This window comes from Roseibium sp. LAB1, assembly GCF_054658235.1.
The window spans coordinates 51891-67936 of record NZ_BAAGIB010000003.1; the positions used below are offsets into that span (position 1 = coordinate 51891).

Consider the following 16046-nt stretch of genomic DNA (forward strand, 5'->3'; position numbering starts at 1 on the left):
AGACTCCCGTCGCGGCTTGCCTTATAGACGGCCGCGCGGCATGTGCCGGTTATTCAGGGCGTCCTGTGAACTGTTGTCACAGGACGCCCGATTTTTGTTCACCCCCTGTTGCCGGTTATCCCGCCAACTGGGCTTCGCGAACGGCGTATTCGATTTCCTGAACGAGGCCGTCTTCCAGACCAAGCCGGGCCGCAAGCATCTGCAGATAAGCCTTTTCCGCCGGATGATCGGGATCGATGGCAAGGCGCGATGCGGCATAGATCTCAGCCGCGGTTTCCTGACAAGTCGCGCTTGCCACCACCTTGTCCAGGTCGAGTGGCGAGCGCAGTTCGTCCATCAGGAACGCCTTCGCCTCGCTGTCCAGCCCCGCCTCGTCGATCTTGTCGAAAATCCGGTCCTGTTCGTCGCGGTCGATATGACCGTCGGCCTTTGCAGCCGAGATCATCGCCGTCAGCAGCGCCACGGCCGCCTGATGTTCGCCACCCGGATGCTCACACGGATCGAAGGCCGTGCCGCGCGGGGCTTCCACAGGGATCGGATCGTCGGCCGGATAATGCGGGCGCGGGGCGTTCTGCTGATTGGCCCTGTGGCCTTGGTAGGCCTTGTAGGCAAGACCGGCGACCAGGGCGAGGCCACCATAGGTGACGGCTTTTTTGCCCAGTTTGCGGCCGCTCTTGCTGCCGAGCATGAGACCTGCAAGGCTGCCGAGCGCCAGCCCGCCACCCTGGGATGACAGAAAATCCTTGCCCTGGGACAGCAGGTCACCTGACCCGCCTTTCCTGGCGGCGCCCCGCTGGCCGGATTGACCACCGCCCTGGGTGCCCAGGAACTGATCCAGCAAGGATTTTGCGTCAAACATGTTCGGCTCCTTAAAATTGCCGCCTGGAGCGGCTTAAATCTTATCCGCACTATCAAATGGGATTTTCTGCAAGGGACGCAAGTTTGCGTTACACTCCGTCACACTTCTCCAATCCGAAATGCTTGCCTTCCCCGCAACAACGAGGACAATCTTGAACTTCCTCACATCAATCCGCAGACTTTCCCTTCGATGCTGCCTCATCGCCGGGACACTGGGGAGCGGGACTGCGCACGCCCTGTCGCTGAACGACGAGGCCGACACCTACCGCAAGATCTGGCAGGACGACCTGCTGAAAGCCTATTCGCGCACGCTTGCCGATGCCGGCGAAAGCACGACCGGCAACCTTTATGCCTTCAACATCAAGGGGTGTTCGCGCGAAGACGCGCCCGGAAGCCTGCTCTACATCCATGCCATCCAGGACAGGGGCCAACCACGCGGCAACGAGTTTCCGACCTATGTCTTCACCACCGGAACACGGAAGGACAAACCGGAACTCGCGTTCAAGACCTTTGCGGGAAAGCGCATCTATCTGTCCGACACGATCACCTGTGAACCGGCCCGCTGTCTGTTATCCGCCAAGACCGGATTTTCCGATGTCTGCCTTGCGGACCCCTATGGCAACGCGGCACCGGACCTCAAGGGCCTGCGCAAGGATTTCTGGACCGACCTCCTGGGCTGGCTGGGGCTTTGAGCCGTTATTTCAGCGGCAACAGATTGTCATCCTTCAGTGTTTCCATGGCGATTGACGAGCGCACATGGTGGACCGCCTCCTGAGGCAGTAACTCGTCGTTGATGATGTGGCTGAGGGCCTTCAGGTCCGGCACCACGATTTTCAGCATGTAATCGACATCCCCTGTCAGCGTGTGAGCTTCCTGCACTTCCGGCATGGCTTTCACCATGTTGCGAAACTTGCGGGCGTTTTCCTTCGAATGTGCGCCAAGCGTCACACCGACATAGGCCGTGACCATCAATCCGAGGGCTTCCGGGTCCAGCGCTGCCCGGTAGCGGCGGATGATGCCCGCCTCCTCCAGCTTCTGCCGCCGTCTGGACACCTGACTTGCGGACAGGCCGATCACCTCTCCCAGCTCCGCGTTGGTCAGCGCGGCGTTGTCCTGCAGGGCGGCAAGCAGCTTCACATCAAAGCTATCCAGCGCAATCGTCATGCGGCTCTCCCACATATCTTACATGTTTCGTGCATCATCTTACGCGAAAACACGTGGATTGCACACACACTGCGCGTGCGTCGCGGCATTCTGTCTGCAATGACCCATCACACCGAGGAGGACAACCATGGGACCGTTCCCGCACGACGCGCCACCCGCACAGATCACGTCTGAAAATCCAGCCGGTACCGACGGCTTCGAATTTGTCGAATTCGCCCATCCGGAACCGGAAAAGCTGGACGAACTGTTTCGCAAGATGGGTTACCTCCCGGTCGCCAAGCACAAGACCAAGAACATCACGCTCTACCGCCAGGGCGACGTCACTTATGTGTTGAACGCAGAACCGGGCAGCTTCGGCATGACGTTTGTCGACACGCACGGCCCGTGCGCGCCGGCCATGGCCTGGCGCGTCGTCGATGCGCAAAAGGCGTTCGACCATGCGGTTGCCAAAGGCGCCACCCCCTATGAAGGCGCCGACAAGACCCTGGATGTTCCTGCGATTGTCGGCATCGGCGGCTCGCTGCTCTATTTCATCGACACCTATGGAACGAAGGGCTCCGCCTATTCGAAGGAGTTCAACTGGCTGGGCGAGTTCGATCCGAAGCCACAGGGTGTCGGTTTCTACTATCTCGACCACCTGACCCATAACGTCTATCGCGGCAACATGGACAAGTGGTGGGATTTCTACCGCGACCTGTTCAACTTCAAGCAGATCCATTTCTTCGACATCGACGGCCGGATCACCGGCCTCGTCAGCCGTGCGATCACCAGCCCCTGCGGCAAGATCCGCATCCCGCTGAACGAGTCCAAGGACGACACCAGCCAGATCGAGGAATATCTGAAGAAGTACAACGGCGAGGGCATCCAGCACATCGCGGTCGGCACCGACAACATCTACGAGAGCACGGATCTTCTGGCGGACAACGGCCTGAAATTCATGCCCGGTCCACCGGAAACCTACTACGAAATGTCCCACGACCGGGTGAACGGCCATGATGAGCCGATCGAGCGGATGAAACGTCACGGCATCCTGATCGACGGCGAAGGTGTCATCGAAGGCGGCATGACCAAGATCCTGCTGCAGATTTTCTCCAAGACCGTGATCGGTCCGATCTTCTTCGAGTTCATCCAGCGCAAGGGTGACGAGGGATTCGGCGAGGGTAATTTCCGCGCCCTGTTCGAATCCATCGAGGAAGACCAGATCCGCCGCGGTGTCATCAAGACTGAAGCTGCCGAATAATCCCACTTGCAGGTTGCTTCGGAAAGGCCGCCTTCCCACGGGAAAGCGGCCTTTATCATGCGCGCTCAGCCCCTGCCTGCTTCATTGAGGCAGCAAAGCCGGACCCGGTTCAGGTCTCACCGCTTTTTGTGTTGTTCGGAGCGATAACTGCTGTTTGGGTGGCATGTCCCTGAAGGATTCAAAAAAAAATTTGTGCGTTCCGGGCCGGATTAAATATGTCATTTCAACATGATAATGACAGCCTGAGGTAGTGGCGCCAAAAATATTCAAGCAAAATCCGCCTTTCCAAGGAACGATTCCATCCGGAAGGGGTTTTACATACAGAGGCTGCCGAGTAGGCCCTCTGTTGCATTGTCTAAGCACAAACTCTTTATACCTCCGCACCCCCATGCGGAGGTTTTTTTTGCCTGAACGCAGTCAATGGGCGGCGTTCCGCCCGCAGGTCATCTTTTTGGTGCCCCTGGCCCGTCAAACCGCCGTCATGTTGCTCATCACGGCCTTTGCGCCGATTTGCTGCAGGAAGGCCTGCGGGTCGAACGCCACCTTGCGGTATTCTTCGGCAATCCGGGCCTTTGCCTCCAGAAAAACCTCTTCGTTCTGCCATTCGACAAAGGTGACGAATGTTGCCGTCCCCTTGCCGGAGGGCTGTTCAAGCACGAGGTTCTGGCGACAGCCCTCAATGTTCTGCAGGAGGCCGCGAATGACATTGAGCCGTTCCAGAAGAACGTCCCGCGCCTCGAGTGGCACTTCAAAGCGGTCAACGCGGTAGATAGGCCGCGATTCCGTGTCCGATTTCATGCTTTTTCTCCTTGGGATCTGAAAGGAGAAAAAGCTCTACAACCTCAACTTAAATTGAGGTCAAGCGGATAATCAGACAGGCTGGCGGGAAGGGCTGCTCAACCCTTCACCTTCGCTTCCAGCACGTCCCAGACCATGCCAGCCACGTCCGGTCCGCCGAGATTGCGGATGGCGCGGATGCCGGTGGGGGCGGTGACGTTGATTTCCGTCAGGTTGCCGTCGATGACGTCAATCCCGACCAGGATCAGTCCCTTTTCTTTCAGCGACGGCCCGAGACGGGCGCAGATTTCGCGTTCGCGCTCGGTCAGTTCACTGTCGGTCGGCGCACCACCGCGCACCATGTTGGAGCGCAGGTCGCCGGCGGCCGGAACACGGTTGACTGCGCCGGCGAACTGGCCATCGACAAGAAGAATGCGCTTGTCGCCGTGTTTCACGTTGGGCAGGAACTGCTGGATGACCCAGGGCTCGCGGAATGTTGCGGCAAAGAAGTCATACAGCGAGCCGTAGTTGAGATCGTCCTGCGTGATGCGGAAGACCGCCGCGCCGCCATGGCCGAACAGCGGCTTCATGACGATATCGCCATACTCCTTGCGAAACAGATCGATTTCCGACTTGTCCTTGGTGATCAGGGTCGGCGGCATCAGGTCTGCGAATTCGGTCACGAACAGCTTTTCCGGCGCGTTGCGCACGGCTGCCGGATCGTTGACCACCAGCGTGTCGGGATGGATCTTTTCCAGGATGTGGGTCGCGGCAATGTAGGAGAGATCGAACGGCGGGTCCTGGCGCATCAACACCACGTCCATCTCGCGCATGTTGAAACGGCGCTTTTCGCCAAGCGTGAAGTGATCCCCCTTCACATCACGCACCTTGATCGGCTCCAGCGAGCAGAACACCTCGTCGCCGCGCATCGCCAGGCGGTCAGGCGTGTAGTGATAGAGTTCATGTCCGCGAGACTGCGCTTCCAGCATCATCGCGAAGGCGCTGTCGCCGGCAATGTTGATGGACGAAACATGGTCCATCTGGACCGCAACTTTCAAAGCCATGAGGCAACTCCCGGCGGGCGGCGCCGCTTCAGCGCCTTTGGGATTTTCAGAACGATTGGTCCAGATATGCGGTGCGAGGTCGGCTTTGTCCAGAGGGGGAGCACAGAAGGATCTGAGTTCGTTTCGCCGTCATTCCCCGGGCAGTCGCATATGGTGAAGTCTCTCAGCCAAACTCGGTGTCACCCCGGGCGACCGAAGGGAGACCCGGGGCCTACTCATTTCCAGAGGGCTCGCAAGGTGCAGCAAATGATCGGAACAGTGACACCGCCGAGAGTAAGCGGGGCAGCGAGTAGGCCCCGGATCTGCGCTGCGCTTGTCCGGGGTGACGCCAATGCGGATGTTGCTCGGATGCGATAGCCGCGCCATCTTCCCGGTCGCAGGCGACAGACCAACGCACCGGACTACTCCCAGGCCTGAAACGCATTCACGATGCGCTCTGGCAAGGCGCGGGGCCGGACGACGATGACGTCGAAGCGCAGGGTGAAGAACCCCGCCTTGGGGTGCTCCGCGACGAAGATCTTCGCTGCACGGGAGATACGTTTCTGGCTGGCGGGCGTGACGGCTTCCAGCGCGGCCTGCCGTGACTTCCGGGCCTTGACCTCGATGAAGGCAACCGTCTTGCGCCGCTTGGCGATGAGGTCGATCTCTCCGGCCCTGGTCTTGTAGCGGCGTTTGAGAATGCGCCAGCCGGTGAGGCGCAGGTACCAGGCGGCAAGGGTTTCGGCAGAAAGGCCCAATGCGTGGGCCCGGCGGCGGCGATCGGTCTCCGCAGGCTGCCGTTTGCTGCCGTCTGGGCGGCGTGCCATCAGGTGCCGTCCGCCTTCAGTTCCAGCGCGCGTTTATAGACCTCGTTGCGGTCGAGCCCCGTTGCCTTGGAGATCTTCTTGGCTGCGGCGCTGACCGGCATCTCGGCAAGCGCTTCGCTCAGCAGGGTGTCCAGATCGTCCGCCTCGGCCTCGGGCTTGTCCTCCGGTGGGCCAACCAGAATGACGATTTCACCCTTGACCTGATGGCCCTCGAAGCGAGCGCTCAGATCTTCCAGCGTGCCCCGCTCGAAGGTCTCAAAACGCTTGGTCAGCTCACGTGCGACCACGGCTTCGCGCCCGGGGCCCAAATGGTCTGCCATGAGTGCCAGCGTGGCGGCGGTTCGGTGGGGCGATTCAAAGAAAATCAACGTCGACGGCACCTTGGCCAACTCTTCCAGCCGCCGGATCTTCGGCCCGCCTTTTTGCGGCAGGAAACCGGCGAAAAGCACGGTGTCGCTTGGCAGACCCGCCGCGACCAGCCCGGCCAGCGGCGCAGACGCGCCGGGGATCGGAATGACTTTATGGCCTTCTGCGACCACATCACGCACCAGCCGGTAACCCGGATCGGACACCAGGGGCGTTCCCGCGTCGGATACCAGCGCCACGGCGCGGCCATCAGCCAGGGCTTCCAGGATCTTTGGCCGCTGCTTGTCGGCATTGTGCTCATGGTAGGGAAGAAGCGGCGTCTTCAGTGAAAACCGCTGGGTCAGCGTTGACGTGACCCGCGTATCCTCGCAAGCGATAACGCTTGCCGCCGCAAGCGTTTCCAGGGCCCTGACGGTTATATCACCAAGATTGCCGATTGGCGTGGAGACGATATAGAGCGCGGGTTCCAGGTTGGGGGCGGTGAAGACATGTTCGGAGAGGCTGTAGCGGTTCCTGTCCGCAGCCGGCCCGGCTGTTTCCTTGACCATATCGCCTTCCCTCTTGTCCGCTGCCAGGTGCAGCTTCGGTCCCGTTTGCGCCCTTGCGCTAGCCTTTCAGTACAACCGATGCAAGGCAAATCCACCGTTGATCCGGCCGATATGCCATTGAAAGGCCACTAAATCTTTACAGGCCTGTAGCGAATACGTAAGTCTTTCCCAAAGGGTGAACCAACAAATATGGCAAGTGCAAGACGGGGCGACATCGTGCAACAGCACAGACGTGTTTTCTTGAAAACGGCGCTGGCTGGGGCCAGCACGATGCTGCTGGGCGGCTGCATGGGGTCCACACTCGGCTCGCTTCCGGGTGACCAGATCCAGCCCAGCGCCCAACCGCAACCGACCGGCGAAATCATTGGCACAGGCGGGGTCCGCATCGGACTGCTGTTGCCGCTGGCAAGCTCCGGCGGCAATGCCTCCATCGGCACGGTTTTCAAGAATTCCGCTTCTCTGGCCCTGCAGAACTTCCCGAGCGCGGATGTGCAGTTGCTGGTGAAGGATACCGGCGGGACGTCCGAAGGTGGACGCGCGGCAGCACAGGCGGCCATTTCGGAAGGGGCGGAACTGATCCTCGGCCCGGTGTTCTCGCCGGCGGTTTCCGGTGCCGCACAGGCCGCGCGGGCAACCGGCGTTCCGGTGATCGCGTTTTCGACCGACACGTCCGTCGCCACCCGGGGTGTTTATCTGCTGAGCTTCCTGCCGGAAAGTGACGTGAAACGCGTTGTCGGCTATGCCAACAGCCAGAAGAAACATTCCTATACGGCGCTGATCCCCGAAGGCTCCTACGGCGCCATCGTCGAGGCGGCCTTCCGCCAGGAAGTCGGCCGCGGTGCTGGACGCATCGCGTCGATCCAGCGCTATTCGATGAATGGTTCGGATACATCCGACCTCGTTGCCAAGGCAGCCGCGCTGAAATCGGTGCTGAACAATGCCGACGCCCTGTTCGTTCCCGCCGGAGGCGGGGTGCCGGCGACCGTCGTGCAGACCCTCGTCAGCCAGGGTGCCAATCTGGGCAATGTGAAGCTGCTGGGAACCGGACAGTGGGACTCTCCCCAGATCAAGAACAACCCGGTGCTCTCCGGCGCCTGGTTTGCCGGGCCGGAGGACAAGGGCTTCCTGGCTTTCGCCCAGCGCTACCAGAGCACATACGGCTCCGTGCCGCCGCGCAACGCCAGCTTGGTCTATGACGGCGTCACGCTGGCCGCGGGCCTGATCCGGTCTGCCGGACAGCAGCGGTTCCAGCAGAGCATCATTACCAACCGTGACGGCTTTATCGGCATTGACGGATTGTTCCGCTTCCAATCCAATGGCCTCAACCAGCGGGGCCTTGCCGTCTACCAGATCACCGGGCAGGGCACACAGGTGATTTCTCCGGCGCCGCGGGATTTCCGCACCGGATTCTGATCTCAACCGCCGACATCGACAGACCTAGGGTGTGGCCCCATAAATGAAGACGAAATGGCATGAGAAATTGCGAAACTGCGTTAGGAAGTGTGCGCGGAGCGGGCTTTCTGCCCGGTCAAGCACGCTGACGACACGCGGTGAAGCCATTTTCATGTCCTTCGGATTTGATCGGATTGGTCCTCCTCAGCGTTGCGAAAGCTCGAAAATGAGCCACATTTCCTGCGCTTCCGCGCCTTGATGATGACCAATCTGCCTCAAACCATTTCATCCTCATTTATGGGGCCACACCCTAGGAGTGCTGAGTTAAGATGCTGAGCGGCAAACAGATCGTCCTGATCATCAGCGGCGGCATCGCCGCCTACAAGTCCCTTGACCTGATCCGCAGGCTGAAGGATCGCGGTGCCCGGGTTATCCCGGTGATGACGAAGGGGGCGCAGGAGTTCATCACCCCGCTGGCCGCCGGTGCGCTGGCCGCGGAGACCGTCTTCACCGACCTGTTCGACCGGCAGGCCGAGCACGATGTCGGCCATATCCGCCTGGCCCGTGATCATGACCTGATCCTGATTGCACCCGGCACCGCCGATCTGATGGCCAAGATGGCCCACGGCATCGCTGACGATCTGGCAACCGCCGTGCTGCTGGCAACCGACAAGCCCGTGCTGATTGCCCCTGCCATGAACCCGAAGATGTGGCAACACGAGGCCACGAAACGCAACCGGACAATCCTCAAGGCGCGCGGCATTGCCTTTTGCGGCCCGGCTGCCGGCGAGATGGCGGAAAAAGGCGAAGCCGGCATCGGCCGGATGAGCGAACCGCTGGAGATCGTTGCCGCCGCAGAAGCCGTGCTGCGGGACGAGGCGATCAAGGCGGGCAGTCTGCCGCTTGCCGGTAAACATGTTCTGATCACCTCAGGCCCCACCCACGAACCGATCGACCCTGTCCGCTACATCGCCAACCGGTCTTCCGGTAAACAGGGCCATGCGCTGGCCCGGGCCGCCTATGAGGCCGGAGCGCGCGTGACACTTGTGGCCGGCCCGGTGACCCTGCCGGACCCGGCCAACGTCAATGTGGTCCACGTGGAATCCGCTTCCGCGATGCTGAAGGCGGTGGAGGACAACCTGCCGGCGGACATCGCCATCATGGCGGCCGCAGTGGCCGACTGGCGCGTTGCCAGCGAGGGCACCCAGAAGATCAAGAAGGACGGCAGCGGCAAGCCGCCTGCGCTGGAACTGACGGAAAACCCGGACATTCTGGCAACTGTCGGCCATCATGCCGACCTCCGGCCGACGTTGCTGATCGGCTTTGCCGCCGAGACGCAAAACCTGATCGACAATGCCCGCGGCAAGCTGGAGCGCAAGAAGGCCGACTGGATCATCGCCAACGACGTCAGCCCGCAGACCGGCATCATGGGCGGCGACGCCAACACCATTCGTGTCGTCAGCCGGACCGGCGTCGAGGACTGGCCGGAAATGGACAAGGGTGAAGTCGCCCGCCGCATCATTGCGCGCGCAGCCGAAGCACTCAACCAAGGCTGAAGCTGATTGAGCCGGTCGCGATGATTGCCCCTGCCTGTACAGGGGCAGCCAGTGGATGTCTGTCAGGCGGCGAAGCGAAAGTAGCTCATGCTGATGGAGCCGTATTCGTAGCTTCTATGGAGAAGCTGGGCTTTTGCGTCCGGTCCGCCGGCGCCAAAGGCGAAGAACAACGGCAGCAAGTGCTCGTCCGTTGGATGGTTCCGGCGAAAATTCGGCGCGCTCTGGATATCGTCAAAATATCCGATCGAGCCGGATTTCAGTCCGGCATCGAGCCAACCGTCGAAACCCGCAGCCCAGGCGGGTGTCTTGGAGCCCTGCGGCCCGAACTCACGCAGGTTGTGCGTGGTGCTGCCGGAGCCTGCCAGAAGCACGCCCTTGTCCTTGAGTGGGGCAAGCACCTGACCAAGGGCATAGACCGAGGCGGGGGTGCTGTCATGCGGCAGCGACATGGCGACCACCGGAATATCCGCGTCCGGGTAGGCGAGCGACAGCGGCACCCAGGCACCATGGTCGAGACCCCAGTGACTGTCGAGTTCCACGTCGTAGCCGGCAGCCTCCAGAAGGCGGGCTGCTTCGTCGACGTGATCCACATCGGCCTTTGCCGGATAGGAGATCTCGTAGAGCGGAAGCGGAAAGCCGCGGAAGTCGTGATAGGTCCGCAGCGGTCCGGGCGCCGACAATTTTAAACCATCGGTTTCCCAATGCGCCGACAGGATCAGGATCGCCTTCGGGCGCGGCTCGTTTGCGGCAAAACTCTTCAGGAACCGGCTGGCGGCTGTGTCTTCCAGAGCCAGGGTCGGTGCGCCGTGGGCGAAAAAGACGGGTGAAATGCTGTTTGGCGTAGTCGTCATGGGACCACTCCTCGGGAGAATTGTTTCCACCAGAGAAAATAAGCCATTCAGCCAGAAGGATTAGACCAGAAACGGAAGAAGGCTCGTTCGACACAGTTGAACAATTCCCGCTTCCGGTTTCAACTGTTCAGGCATGCCGCTTCCGCCTACGGGAGCGACATGCACGTGTTCGGGCAGCTATCCAAGCCTCAGTGAGGGCCGGTTACCTGTAACCCAGGTTGATGAGCTGAACCCGCCGATTGATGGCAGCATCCGGTTTGGAGGGATCGCGCAACTGTTCCTCGCCCAGGCCGACAGCAAAGAGATAGTCACCCGGAACACGGAAGGTGGTCACCAAAGCTTCGCGCACGGCCTGCGCCCGCTTCAGCGACAGTTCCAGATTGTATTCACGGGCGCCCTTGGCATCCGTGTGACCGACGATGAAGAAGGTCTGTCCCTGCAGATAAGGCGTGTGCAGCGCGTCCGCGATCAGGCCAACGGTTTCGTAGGATTCCGGGCGAATGCGAGCACTGTCGAAATCGAAGGTGATTTCGACGTTGAACTGGCGCAGCGATGCCAGTTTATCAGCAAGCGGCAACGTGTTGGGCGCGTTTGCGCCCGGATATTTCTGGATATTTTCCAGTGCTGCCTTCTGCAGTTCATCGGCCGTAAGGTCGACCTTCTGCTGGGCCCCTTGCAGGGAATTGATGATTTCGTTGCGGCTCAGCTTGGTCTGAGCGGCCAGGCCCGAGGCGGACACGGCAAGAAAGGCGGCCGACAAACCGGCCAGAAGCATCTTGTTCATGAAATAATCTCCCGGTGCCGGTTTAGCGGTAGCCGGCCAGGTCAATGGCCGTGTTGCATTTTTCGCTGACGGAAGGCTGTGCCTTCAGCAGGCAGCGCAGAAGGTGGCCGGCGCCGGCCTTGACACCCTTGCAGTATTGCGCGGCATCACGCTGGCACAGTTTGGGTGCTTCCGCCTGGGCTGCCAGCCGCGCCTGGATGAGCGAAATGACGGTCAGACGATCCGCGTTGCATTTTTCGGAAACCTTGGCCTGGTTTTTATCAAGGCACTGGGTGATGCCATTGTTGGCCAGTGTGGCAGATTTGCAGTAGGTGTCGATGTCCTTGCCGCAGCTTGCGGCCAGGATCTTGATGGCGTCGGCATAGCCGACCGTCTGTGCGAATGCTGCCGGTGCAGCGACCAGCATAAGCCCGGTGGTAAATGCAAAAATCAATCGTCTCATGTTGCCAATCTCCCAATCGCTGGCAAGTTACGATGCGTTAGAGTGTTTCAGGTGCCGATTGTGACTGCAAGTAGATATCTGATTTTTATGCGAAGTTTCGCGTCCGCCCGCCAGCCTTGACAGGGACCGGCGAATATCGTCACTCGCCAGCAACACTCACTGCCGGACATTTTCGATGCCTGTTACCCTGGAACTGAAGCGACTGGAGCATGGTCGCGATCTGCCACTGCCCGCCTATCAGTCGGACCTGGCCGCCGGACTTGATCTTGTGGCCGCCGTTGACAGCAAGATAACCCTTGCCCCCGGATCCCGTGCTCTTGTGCCGACAGGTCTCGCCATGGCTCTGCCTGCAGGCTTTGAGGCCCAGGTTCGCCCACGCTCCGGTCTTGCCGCCAAACACGGCGTGACCGTTTTGAACACACCGGGCACCATCGATGCCGACTACCGCGGTGAGGTGAAGGTGATCCTGATCAATCTCGGTGAGGAACCCTTCGAGATTTCACGCGGAGACCGGATTGCCCAGATGGTGATTGCACCGGTTCTGCAGGCCGATATCGTCGAAGTTGAAGACCTTTCGGAGACCGCGCGCGGTGCCGGCGGCTTCGGTTCCACTGGCCGTTCGTGATGTCGGATCTCGTCATTTTCGACTGCGACGGCGTGCTTGTCGACACCGAGCGCATGGCCAACGCCAACATGGCCGCAATCATAAGTGAACTGGGCGTTGCGATGACCGGGCCGGACTGCCAGCGCCGGTTCATGGGCCGGACACTGGAAGATGTCCAGTCCATGATCGAGGACCTGACCGGCAAGGTGCTGCCCGCCGACTGGCCGGACCAGGTGCGGCTGCGCGACCTGGAGAGCTTCAAGGCCGGTGTTCCGGCGATCGAAGGCGTTGCCGGTGTGCTGGATGACCTCGACCGCTGCGGCGTTCCCTATTGCGTCGGCTCTTCCGGCAAATACGAAAAGATGCGCACGACACTGGGCAGCTCCGGTCTGCTGCCCCGGCTGGAAGGACGCCTCTTTTCCGCGCAGGACTGCGAACGTGGCAAACCTGCGCCGGACGTGTTTCTGCTGGCGGCGCGCACCATGGGCCACGCACCGGAAACCTGTACGGTGATCGAAGACAGCCTGCCCGGCGTTCTGGCGGCCCGGGCGGCCGGCATGCGCGTTTATGCCTTTGTCGAAGATCCGGCCTGCGACCGCAAGGCGATGCAGGACGCGGGGGCTATCCTGTTCGAGGCAATGGCGGATCTGCCGGACATGCTCTTTTCCAAGAGCTGAAGCTTTTCTGGAAAAAGGTTTTACCGGCAGGTTCGGAAAGGCGCGTTCGGCCCCTTATAACTTGCCGGAACCCGTACTATCTTATCGCTCCGATAGTTGAACGATGCCGGCGGAAGAAGATCCGGCCAACCTGGGAGACCTGCCATGACGATCAAGACCAGTGGTCGCGGAAAAATCTATTCCTCCATCACCGAGACCATCGGCGATACACCGATCGTCCGGCTGGACCGGCTGGCGAAGGCGCACGGGGTCAAGGGCAATCTCCTGGCGAAGCTTGAATTCTTCAACCCGATTTCCAGCGTCAAGGACCGGATCGGCGTTGCCATGATCGAGGCGATGGAGCAGGCCGGGCAGATCGTGCCGGGCAAGACCACGCTTGTTGAGCCGACCTCCGGCAACACCGGCATTGCGCTGGCGTTCGTCGCCGCCGCCAAGGGCTACCGGCTTATTCTGGTGATGCCGGAAACCATGTCCGTGGAGCGCCGCAAGATGTTCAAGATCCTGGGTGCGGAACTGGAACTGACCGAAGGGCCGAAGGGCATGAAGGGCGCCATCGCCCGTGCCGAGGAACTGATCGGCGAAATCGACGGTGCGGTGATGCCGCAGCAGTTCGAAAACGCCGCCAACCCGGAAATCCACCGCAACACCACCGCGGAAGAAATCTGGAACGACACCGAAGGCGGCGTGGACGTGTTCGTCTCCGGCATCGGCACCGGCGGCACCATCACCGGTGTTTCCCAGGTGCTGAAAGAGCGCAAGCCGGGTCTTCATGTGGTTGCCGTGGAACCGGCCGACAGCCCGATCCTGTCTGGCGGAGAGCCTGGGCCGCACAAGATCCAGGGCATTGGCGCGGGTTTCGTGCCGGGCGTGCTCGACACCTCCGTCTACGATGAAGTCCAGACGGTCGCCAATGAAGACGCCTTCGCCATGGCGCGCGAAGTGGCCAAGACGGAAGGCGTGCCGGTGGGCATTTCCTCCGGTGCCGCGCTGACGGCCGCCATCCGCGTCGGTCAGCGCGAAGGTATGGAAGGCAAGAACATCGTGGTGATCATCCCGTCCTTTGCCGAACGCTACCTCTCCACGGCGCTGTTCGAAGGCCTCTGAGGCCGTTTCTAACGGCCATATCAGCCTGCAGGTATTATTGGATTGTTAGCCTAATTAAGTTGACACTCTTAAATGAGTTGTAATTTGATTAGATTTTACAACTTATAATAGCCTTGCATCGAGACTGCTATCCGCATTTACCTCGATTCGAGGGCGGACTCAGTTTAGTCTGTATGTCAAGTGAAAAGTGCCATATAATACAGAACGAATCATCGGGAGACTCACATGGCTTATGTTCAGCTGGCGGGGGCTTTGGGGCTAGCAGCTGTAGCAGTGACCCTGCTTCGCCTTGCATATGCGCTCGCTAAGTACGACCGCCTCGAATACGAAAAATCTAGAGCGCGTTATCCGTCTTTTTTGGCAGCGCTGAAAGGACAAGCTCGGGTAAAACGTGGTGAGCTACCAGACGGCCGTGTCCGAGCAGGGATTGTTTACAACCGCAAAGCCCATAGAATTGAACTTAATGGTAAATTACGGGATGATGTGGTCGACAACGTCTTGTGATGCATCAGGAAAAATTCTACCGCGGATGGGTGCCAACAGTAAATGGACGTTTATCGTTCAAAATTATTGGCGAATGCACTCATCCGCAACATGCAAAATACTCTAACGTCGAAACTGAAAAACATCAGTACGTTCTTGCACGACAATTTCGTCAGGCGAGCGACGTGCTATTCTATAGAGTAGCATCCAAGCTACTTCGACTTTCTGGAAATTTTGACTTTTTTTTATGTGCAAGAGCAAGACGTAGTGATTATTCTTCTGACGCCTCTTTAGTCGGTAGAATTTATTTCGTGCGCGCAAAAAGCGCAGGGCGCAAAGCTATTGATGAAGTTTTTCCATCGTGGATGACCACAATTCGTAATGCAGAATATTCAACTCAAGACCTTAGAAGCCCCTACGCAGAAATACACAACCATCTCGAAGTAAATTCAGACCTATTTGCTAACGTTATTTTGTCTCGTGATGGTTTTATTTGTATCTGGCGGTTGAAATGGAAAGATCCGACGCTTTATGAGAATTCGCACTCTGCAGCTTTTTTGGACGGAGACCGGATTGATCATGGAATGGCTGACCAATTCTACTACTTCGTCCGAGATATTTCACATCATCATCAACATCACGGACCTGACGCAGATACAATTATAACAACGCACGCAACGTCTGGAGATTCTTTGCTATGGTGCAATAGAATTATTTATTCATTATACTACTATATAATTGTATCCAAGCGAAAACTTAGCCCTGCTGACCAAGTTAGTATTCTTGGTGTACTTGCATATCTAAAATCATTTAAAACTATTTGCTCCGAAAGAGCAGCGCGTTCAAAGCGGAAAATTGATCTTCCACCATTCAACGACGAATCTGCTCGAGAATCAATCATCGCTAAAAAAGAGTATCTAGATACAAAATTTGCCGAAAGACGACAAATTACAGATCGATATCGTTTCTTCCTTCTCACCCTAGCCGCAATAATCTTGAGTCTAATAAGCTTTGTAACTGGCTTTGCCGACAAAGATATCGCCCCACTCTGGTGGGTTACAGAAATGGCTAACTTCACGAAGAAACATGCTTATGTTTGCTTAATTCCCTTATTATTGATTTTTGTTTGGTACATGAGCGACGTATTACTTGGGAGACCGCTCCTCGGTCAATCTAAGGGTTGGTTAGCGAATATTTGGCGAGACACCGTAAGACTTGCATTATTTAACAAAGGCGCCGCCCAAATTATTCTTTTTATTACTGGAATGATTTTGCTGTACTATTCTGTCTTTTGGACAATTAATATTATATTAGATATTTTCTCGTGATA

At 58.7% G+C, this 16046-nt stretch carries 18 protein-coding genes; 9 read left to right on the forward strand and 9 right to left on the reverse strand.

The window, feature by feature from the left end; genetic code table 11:
• Nucleotides 1–115: 115 nt before the first annotated feature.
• Complete coding sequence (locus tag ACYQ54_RS18125) at nt 116–859, reverse strand: tellurite resistance TerB family protein (RefSeq protein ID WP_460085018.1); 744 nt, start codon at nt 857–859, stop codon at nt 116–118.
• Between the two features lie 151 nt (nt 860–1010).
• On the opposite strand from ACYQ54_RS18125, the gene ACYQ54_RS18130 reads away from it, so the two are divergent.
• The gene (locus tag ACYQ54_RS18130) at nt 1011–1550 is read left to right on the forward strand and encodes a hypothetical protein (RefSeq protein ID WP_460085021.1); all 540 of its coding nucleotides are present in this window, start codon (nt 1011–1013) and stop codon (nt 1548–1550) included.
• Nucleotides 1551–1554: 4 nt separating this feature from the next.
• Here ACYQ54_RS18130 and ACYQ54_RS18135 read toward each other — a convergent pair whose 3' ends face one another.
• Nucleotides 1555–2022 (reverse strand): Lrp/AsnC family transcriptional regulator, encoded by a 468-nt coding sequence (locus ACYQ54_RS18135; RefSeq protein WP_460085023.1) that lies wholly within the window; start codon nt 2020–2022, stop codon nt 1555–1557.
• 127 nt (nt 2023–2149) lie between these two features.
• Here ACYQ54_RS18135 and hppD point away from each other — a divergent pair, with 127 nt between their 5' ends.
• Nucleotides 2150–3262 (forward strand): 4-hydroxyphenylpyruvate dioxygenase, encoded by a 1113-nt coding sequence (hppD, locus tag ACYQ54_RS18140; RefSeq protein ID WP_460085026.1) that lies wholly within the window; start codon nt 2150–2152, stop codon nt 3260–3262.
• A 468-nt stretch (nt 3263–3730) separates the two neighbouring features.
• On the opposite strand, the gene ACYQ54_RS18145 is transcribed toward hppD, so the two are convergent.
• From ACYQ54_RS18145 to rsmI, 4 genes are all read right to left on the reverse strand, one after another.
• Nucleotides 3731–4060 carry an antibiotic biosynthesis monooxygenase gene (locus ACYQ54_RS18145; protein WP_460085027.1) on the reverse strand — a complete coding sequence of 110 codons (330 nt, stop codon included), beginning with the start codon at nt 4058–4060 and terminating at the stop codon, nt 3731–3733.
• A gap of 98 nt (nt 4061–4158) precedes the next feature.
• A complete protein-coding gene (gshB, locus tag ACYQ54_RS18150; RefSeq protein WP_460085030.1) occupies nt 4159–5103 on the reverse strand; it encodes a glutathione synthase in 945 nt (314 codons plus the stop codon).
• Between the two features lie 401 nt (nt 5104–5504).
• Nucleotides 5505–5909, reverse strand: a complete 405-nt coding sequence (locus ACYQ54_RS18155; RefSeq protein ID WP_460085033.1) for a YraN family protein — start codon at nt 5907–5909, stop codon at nt 5505–5507.
• Entirely contained in the window at nt 5909–6823 is a 915-nt protein-coding gene (gene rsmI, locus ACYQ54_RS18160; RefSeq protein ID WP_460085035.1) for a 16S rRNA (cytidine(1402)-2'-O)-methyltransferase, read from the reverse strand. Before rsmI ends, ACYQ54_RS18155 begins: the two co-directional genes overlap by 1 nt.
• Before the next feature lie 189 nt (nt 6824–7012).
• On the opposite strand from rsmI, the gene ACYQ54_RS18165 reads away from it, so the two are divergent.
• Together ACYQ54_RS18165 and coaBC are read left to right on the forward strand one after the other, a co-directional pair.
• Nucleotides 7013–8236, forward strand: coding sequence for a penicillin-binding protein activator (locus tag ACYQ54_RS18165; RefSeq protein ID WP_460085037.1), 1224 nt, complete (start codon nt 7013–7015; stop codon nt 8234–8236).
• 308 nt (nt 8237–8544) lie between these two features.
• The gene (gene coaBC, locus ACYQ54_RS18170; RefSeq protein WP_460085040.1) at nt 8545–9771 is read left to right on the forward strand and encodes a bifunctional phosphopantothenoylcysteine decarboxylase/phosphopantothenate--cysteine ligase CoaBC; all 1227 of its coding nucleotides are present in this window, start codon (nt 8545–8547) and stop codon (nt 9769–9771) included.
• A gap of 62 nt (nt 9772–9833) precedes the next feature.
• Here coaBC and ACYQ54_RS18175 read toward each other — a convergent pair whose 3' ends face one another.
• From ACYQ54_RS18175 to ACYQ54_RS18185, 3 genes are all read right to left on the reverse strand, one after another.
• On the reverse strand, nt 9834–10622 hold the full coding sequence (locus ACYQ54_RS18175; RefSeq protein WP_460085042.1) for a DODA-type extradiol aromatic ring-opening family dioxygenase: 789 nt from the start codon (nt 10620–10622) through the stop codon (nt 9834–9836).
• 202 nt (nt 10623–10824) lie between these two features.
• A complete protein-coding gene (locus ACYQ54_RS18180) occupies nt 10825–11406 on the reverse strand; it encodes an OmpA family protein (protein ID WP_460085044.1) in 582 nt (193 codons plus the stop codon).
• 22 nt (nt 11407–11428) lie between these two features.
• On the reverse strand, nt 11429–11848 hold the full coding sequence (locus tag ACYQ54_RS18185; RefSeq protein ID WP_460085046.1) for a hypothetical protein: 420 nt from the start codon (nt 11846–11848) through the stop codon (nt 11429–11431).
• 175 nt (nt 11849–12023) lie between these two features.
• Here ACYQ54_RS18185 and dut point away from each other — a divergent pair, with 175 nt between their 5' ends.
• The 5 genes from dut to ACYQ54_RS18210 all read left to right on the forward strand — a co-directional run bounded on the left by dut (nt 12024) and on the right by ACYQ54_RS18210 (nt 16044).
• Nucleotides 12024–12473 (forward strand): dUTP diphosphatase, encoded by a 450-nt coding sequence (gene dut / locus ACYQ54_RS18190; RefSeq protein WP_460085049.1) that lies wholly within the window; start codon nt 12024–12026, stop codon nt 12471–12473.
• Nucleotides 12473–13129, forward strand: a complete 657-nt coding sequence (locus ACYQ54_RS18195; RefSeq protein WP_460085052.1) for an HAD family hydrolase — start codon at nt 12473–12475, stop codon at nt 13127–13129. The genes dut and ACYQ54_RS18195 overlap by 1 nt, the downstream gene beginning before the upstream one ends.
• 144 nt (nt 13130–13273) lie before the next feature.
• Entirely contained in the window at nt 13274–14233 is a 960-nt protein-coding gene (gene cysK, locus ACYQ54_RS18200) for a cysteine synthase A (RefSeq protein WP_460085054.1), read from the forward strand.
• A gap of 225 nt (nt 14234–14458) precedes the next feature.
• Complete coding sequence (locus tag ACYQ54_RS18205) at nt 14459–14737, forward strand: hypothetical protein (protein WP_460085056.1); 279 nt, start codon at nt 14459–14461, stop codon at nt 14735–14737.
• Nucleotides 14737–16044: a hypothetical protein gene (locus tag ACYQ54_RS18210; protein ID WP_460085059.1), complete on the forward strand. Its 1308-nt coding sequence runs from the start codon at nt 14737–14739 to the stop codon at nt 16042–16044. Before ACYQ54_RS18205 ends, ACYQ54_RS18210 begins: the two co-directional genes overlap by 1 nt.
• Nucleotides 16045–16046 lie beyond the last annotated feature (2 nt).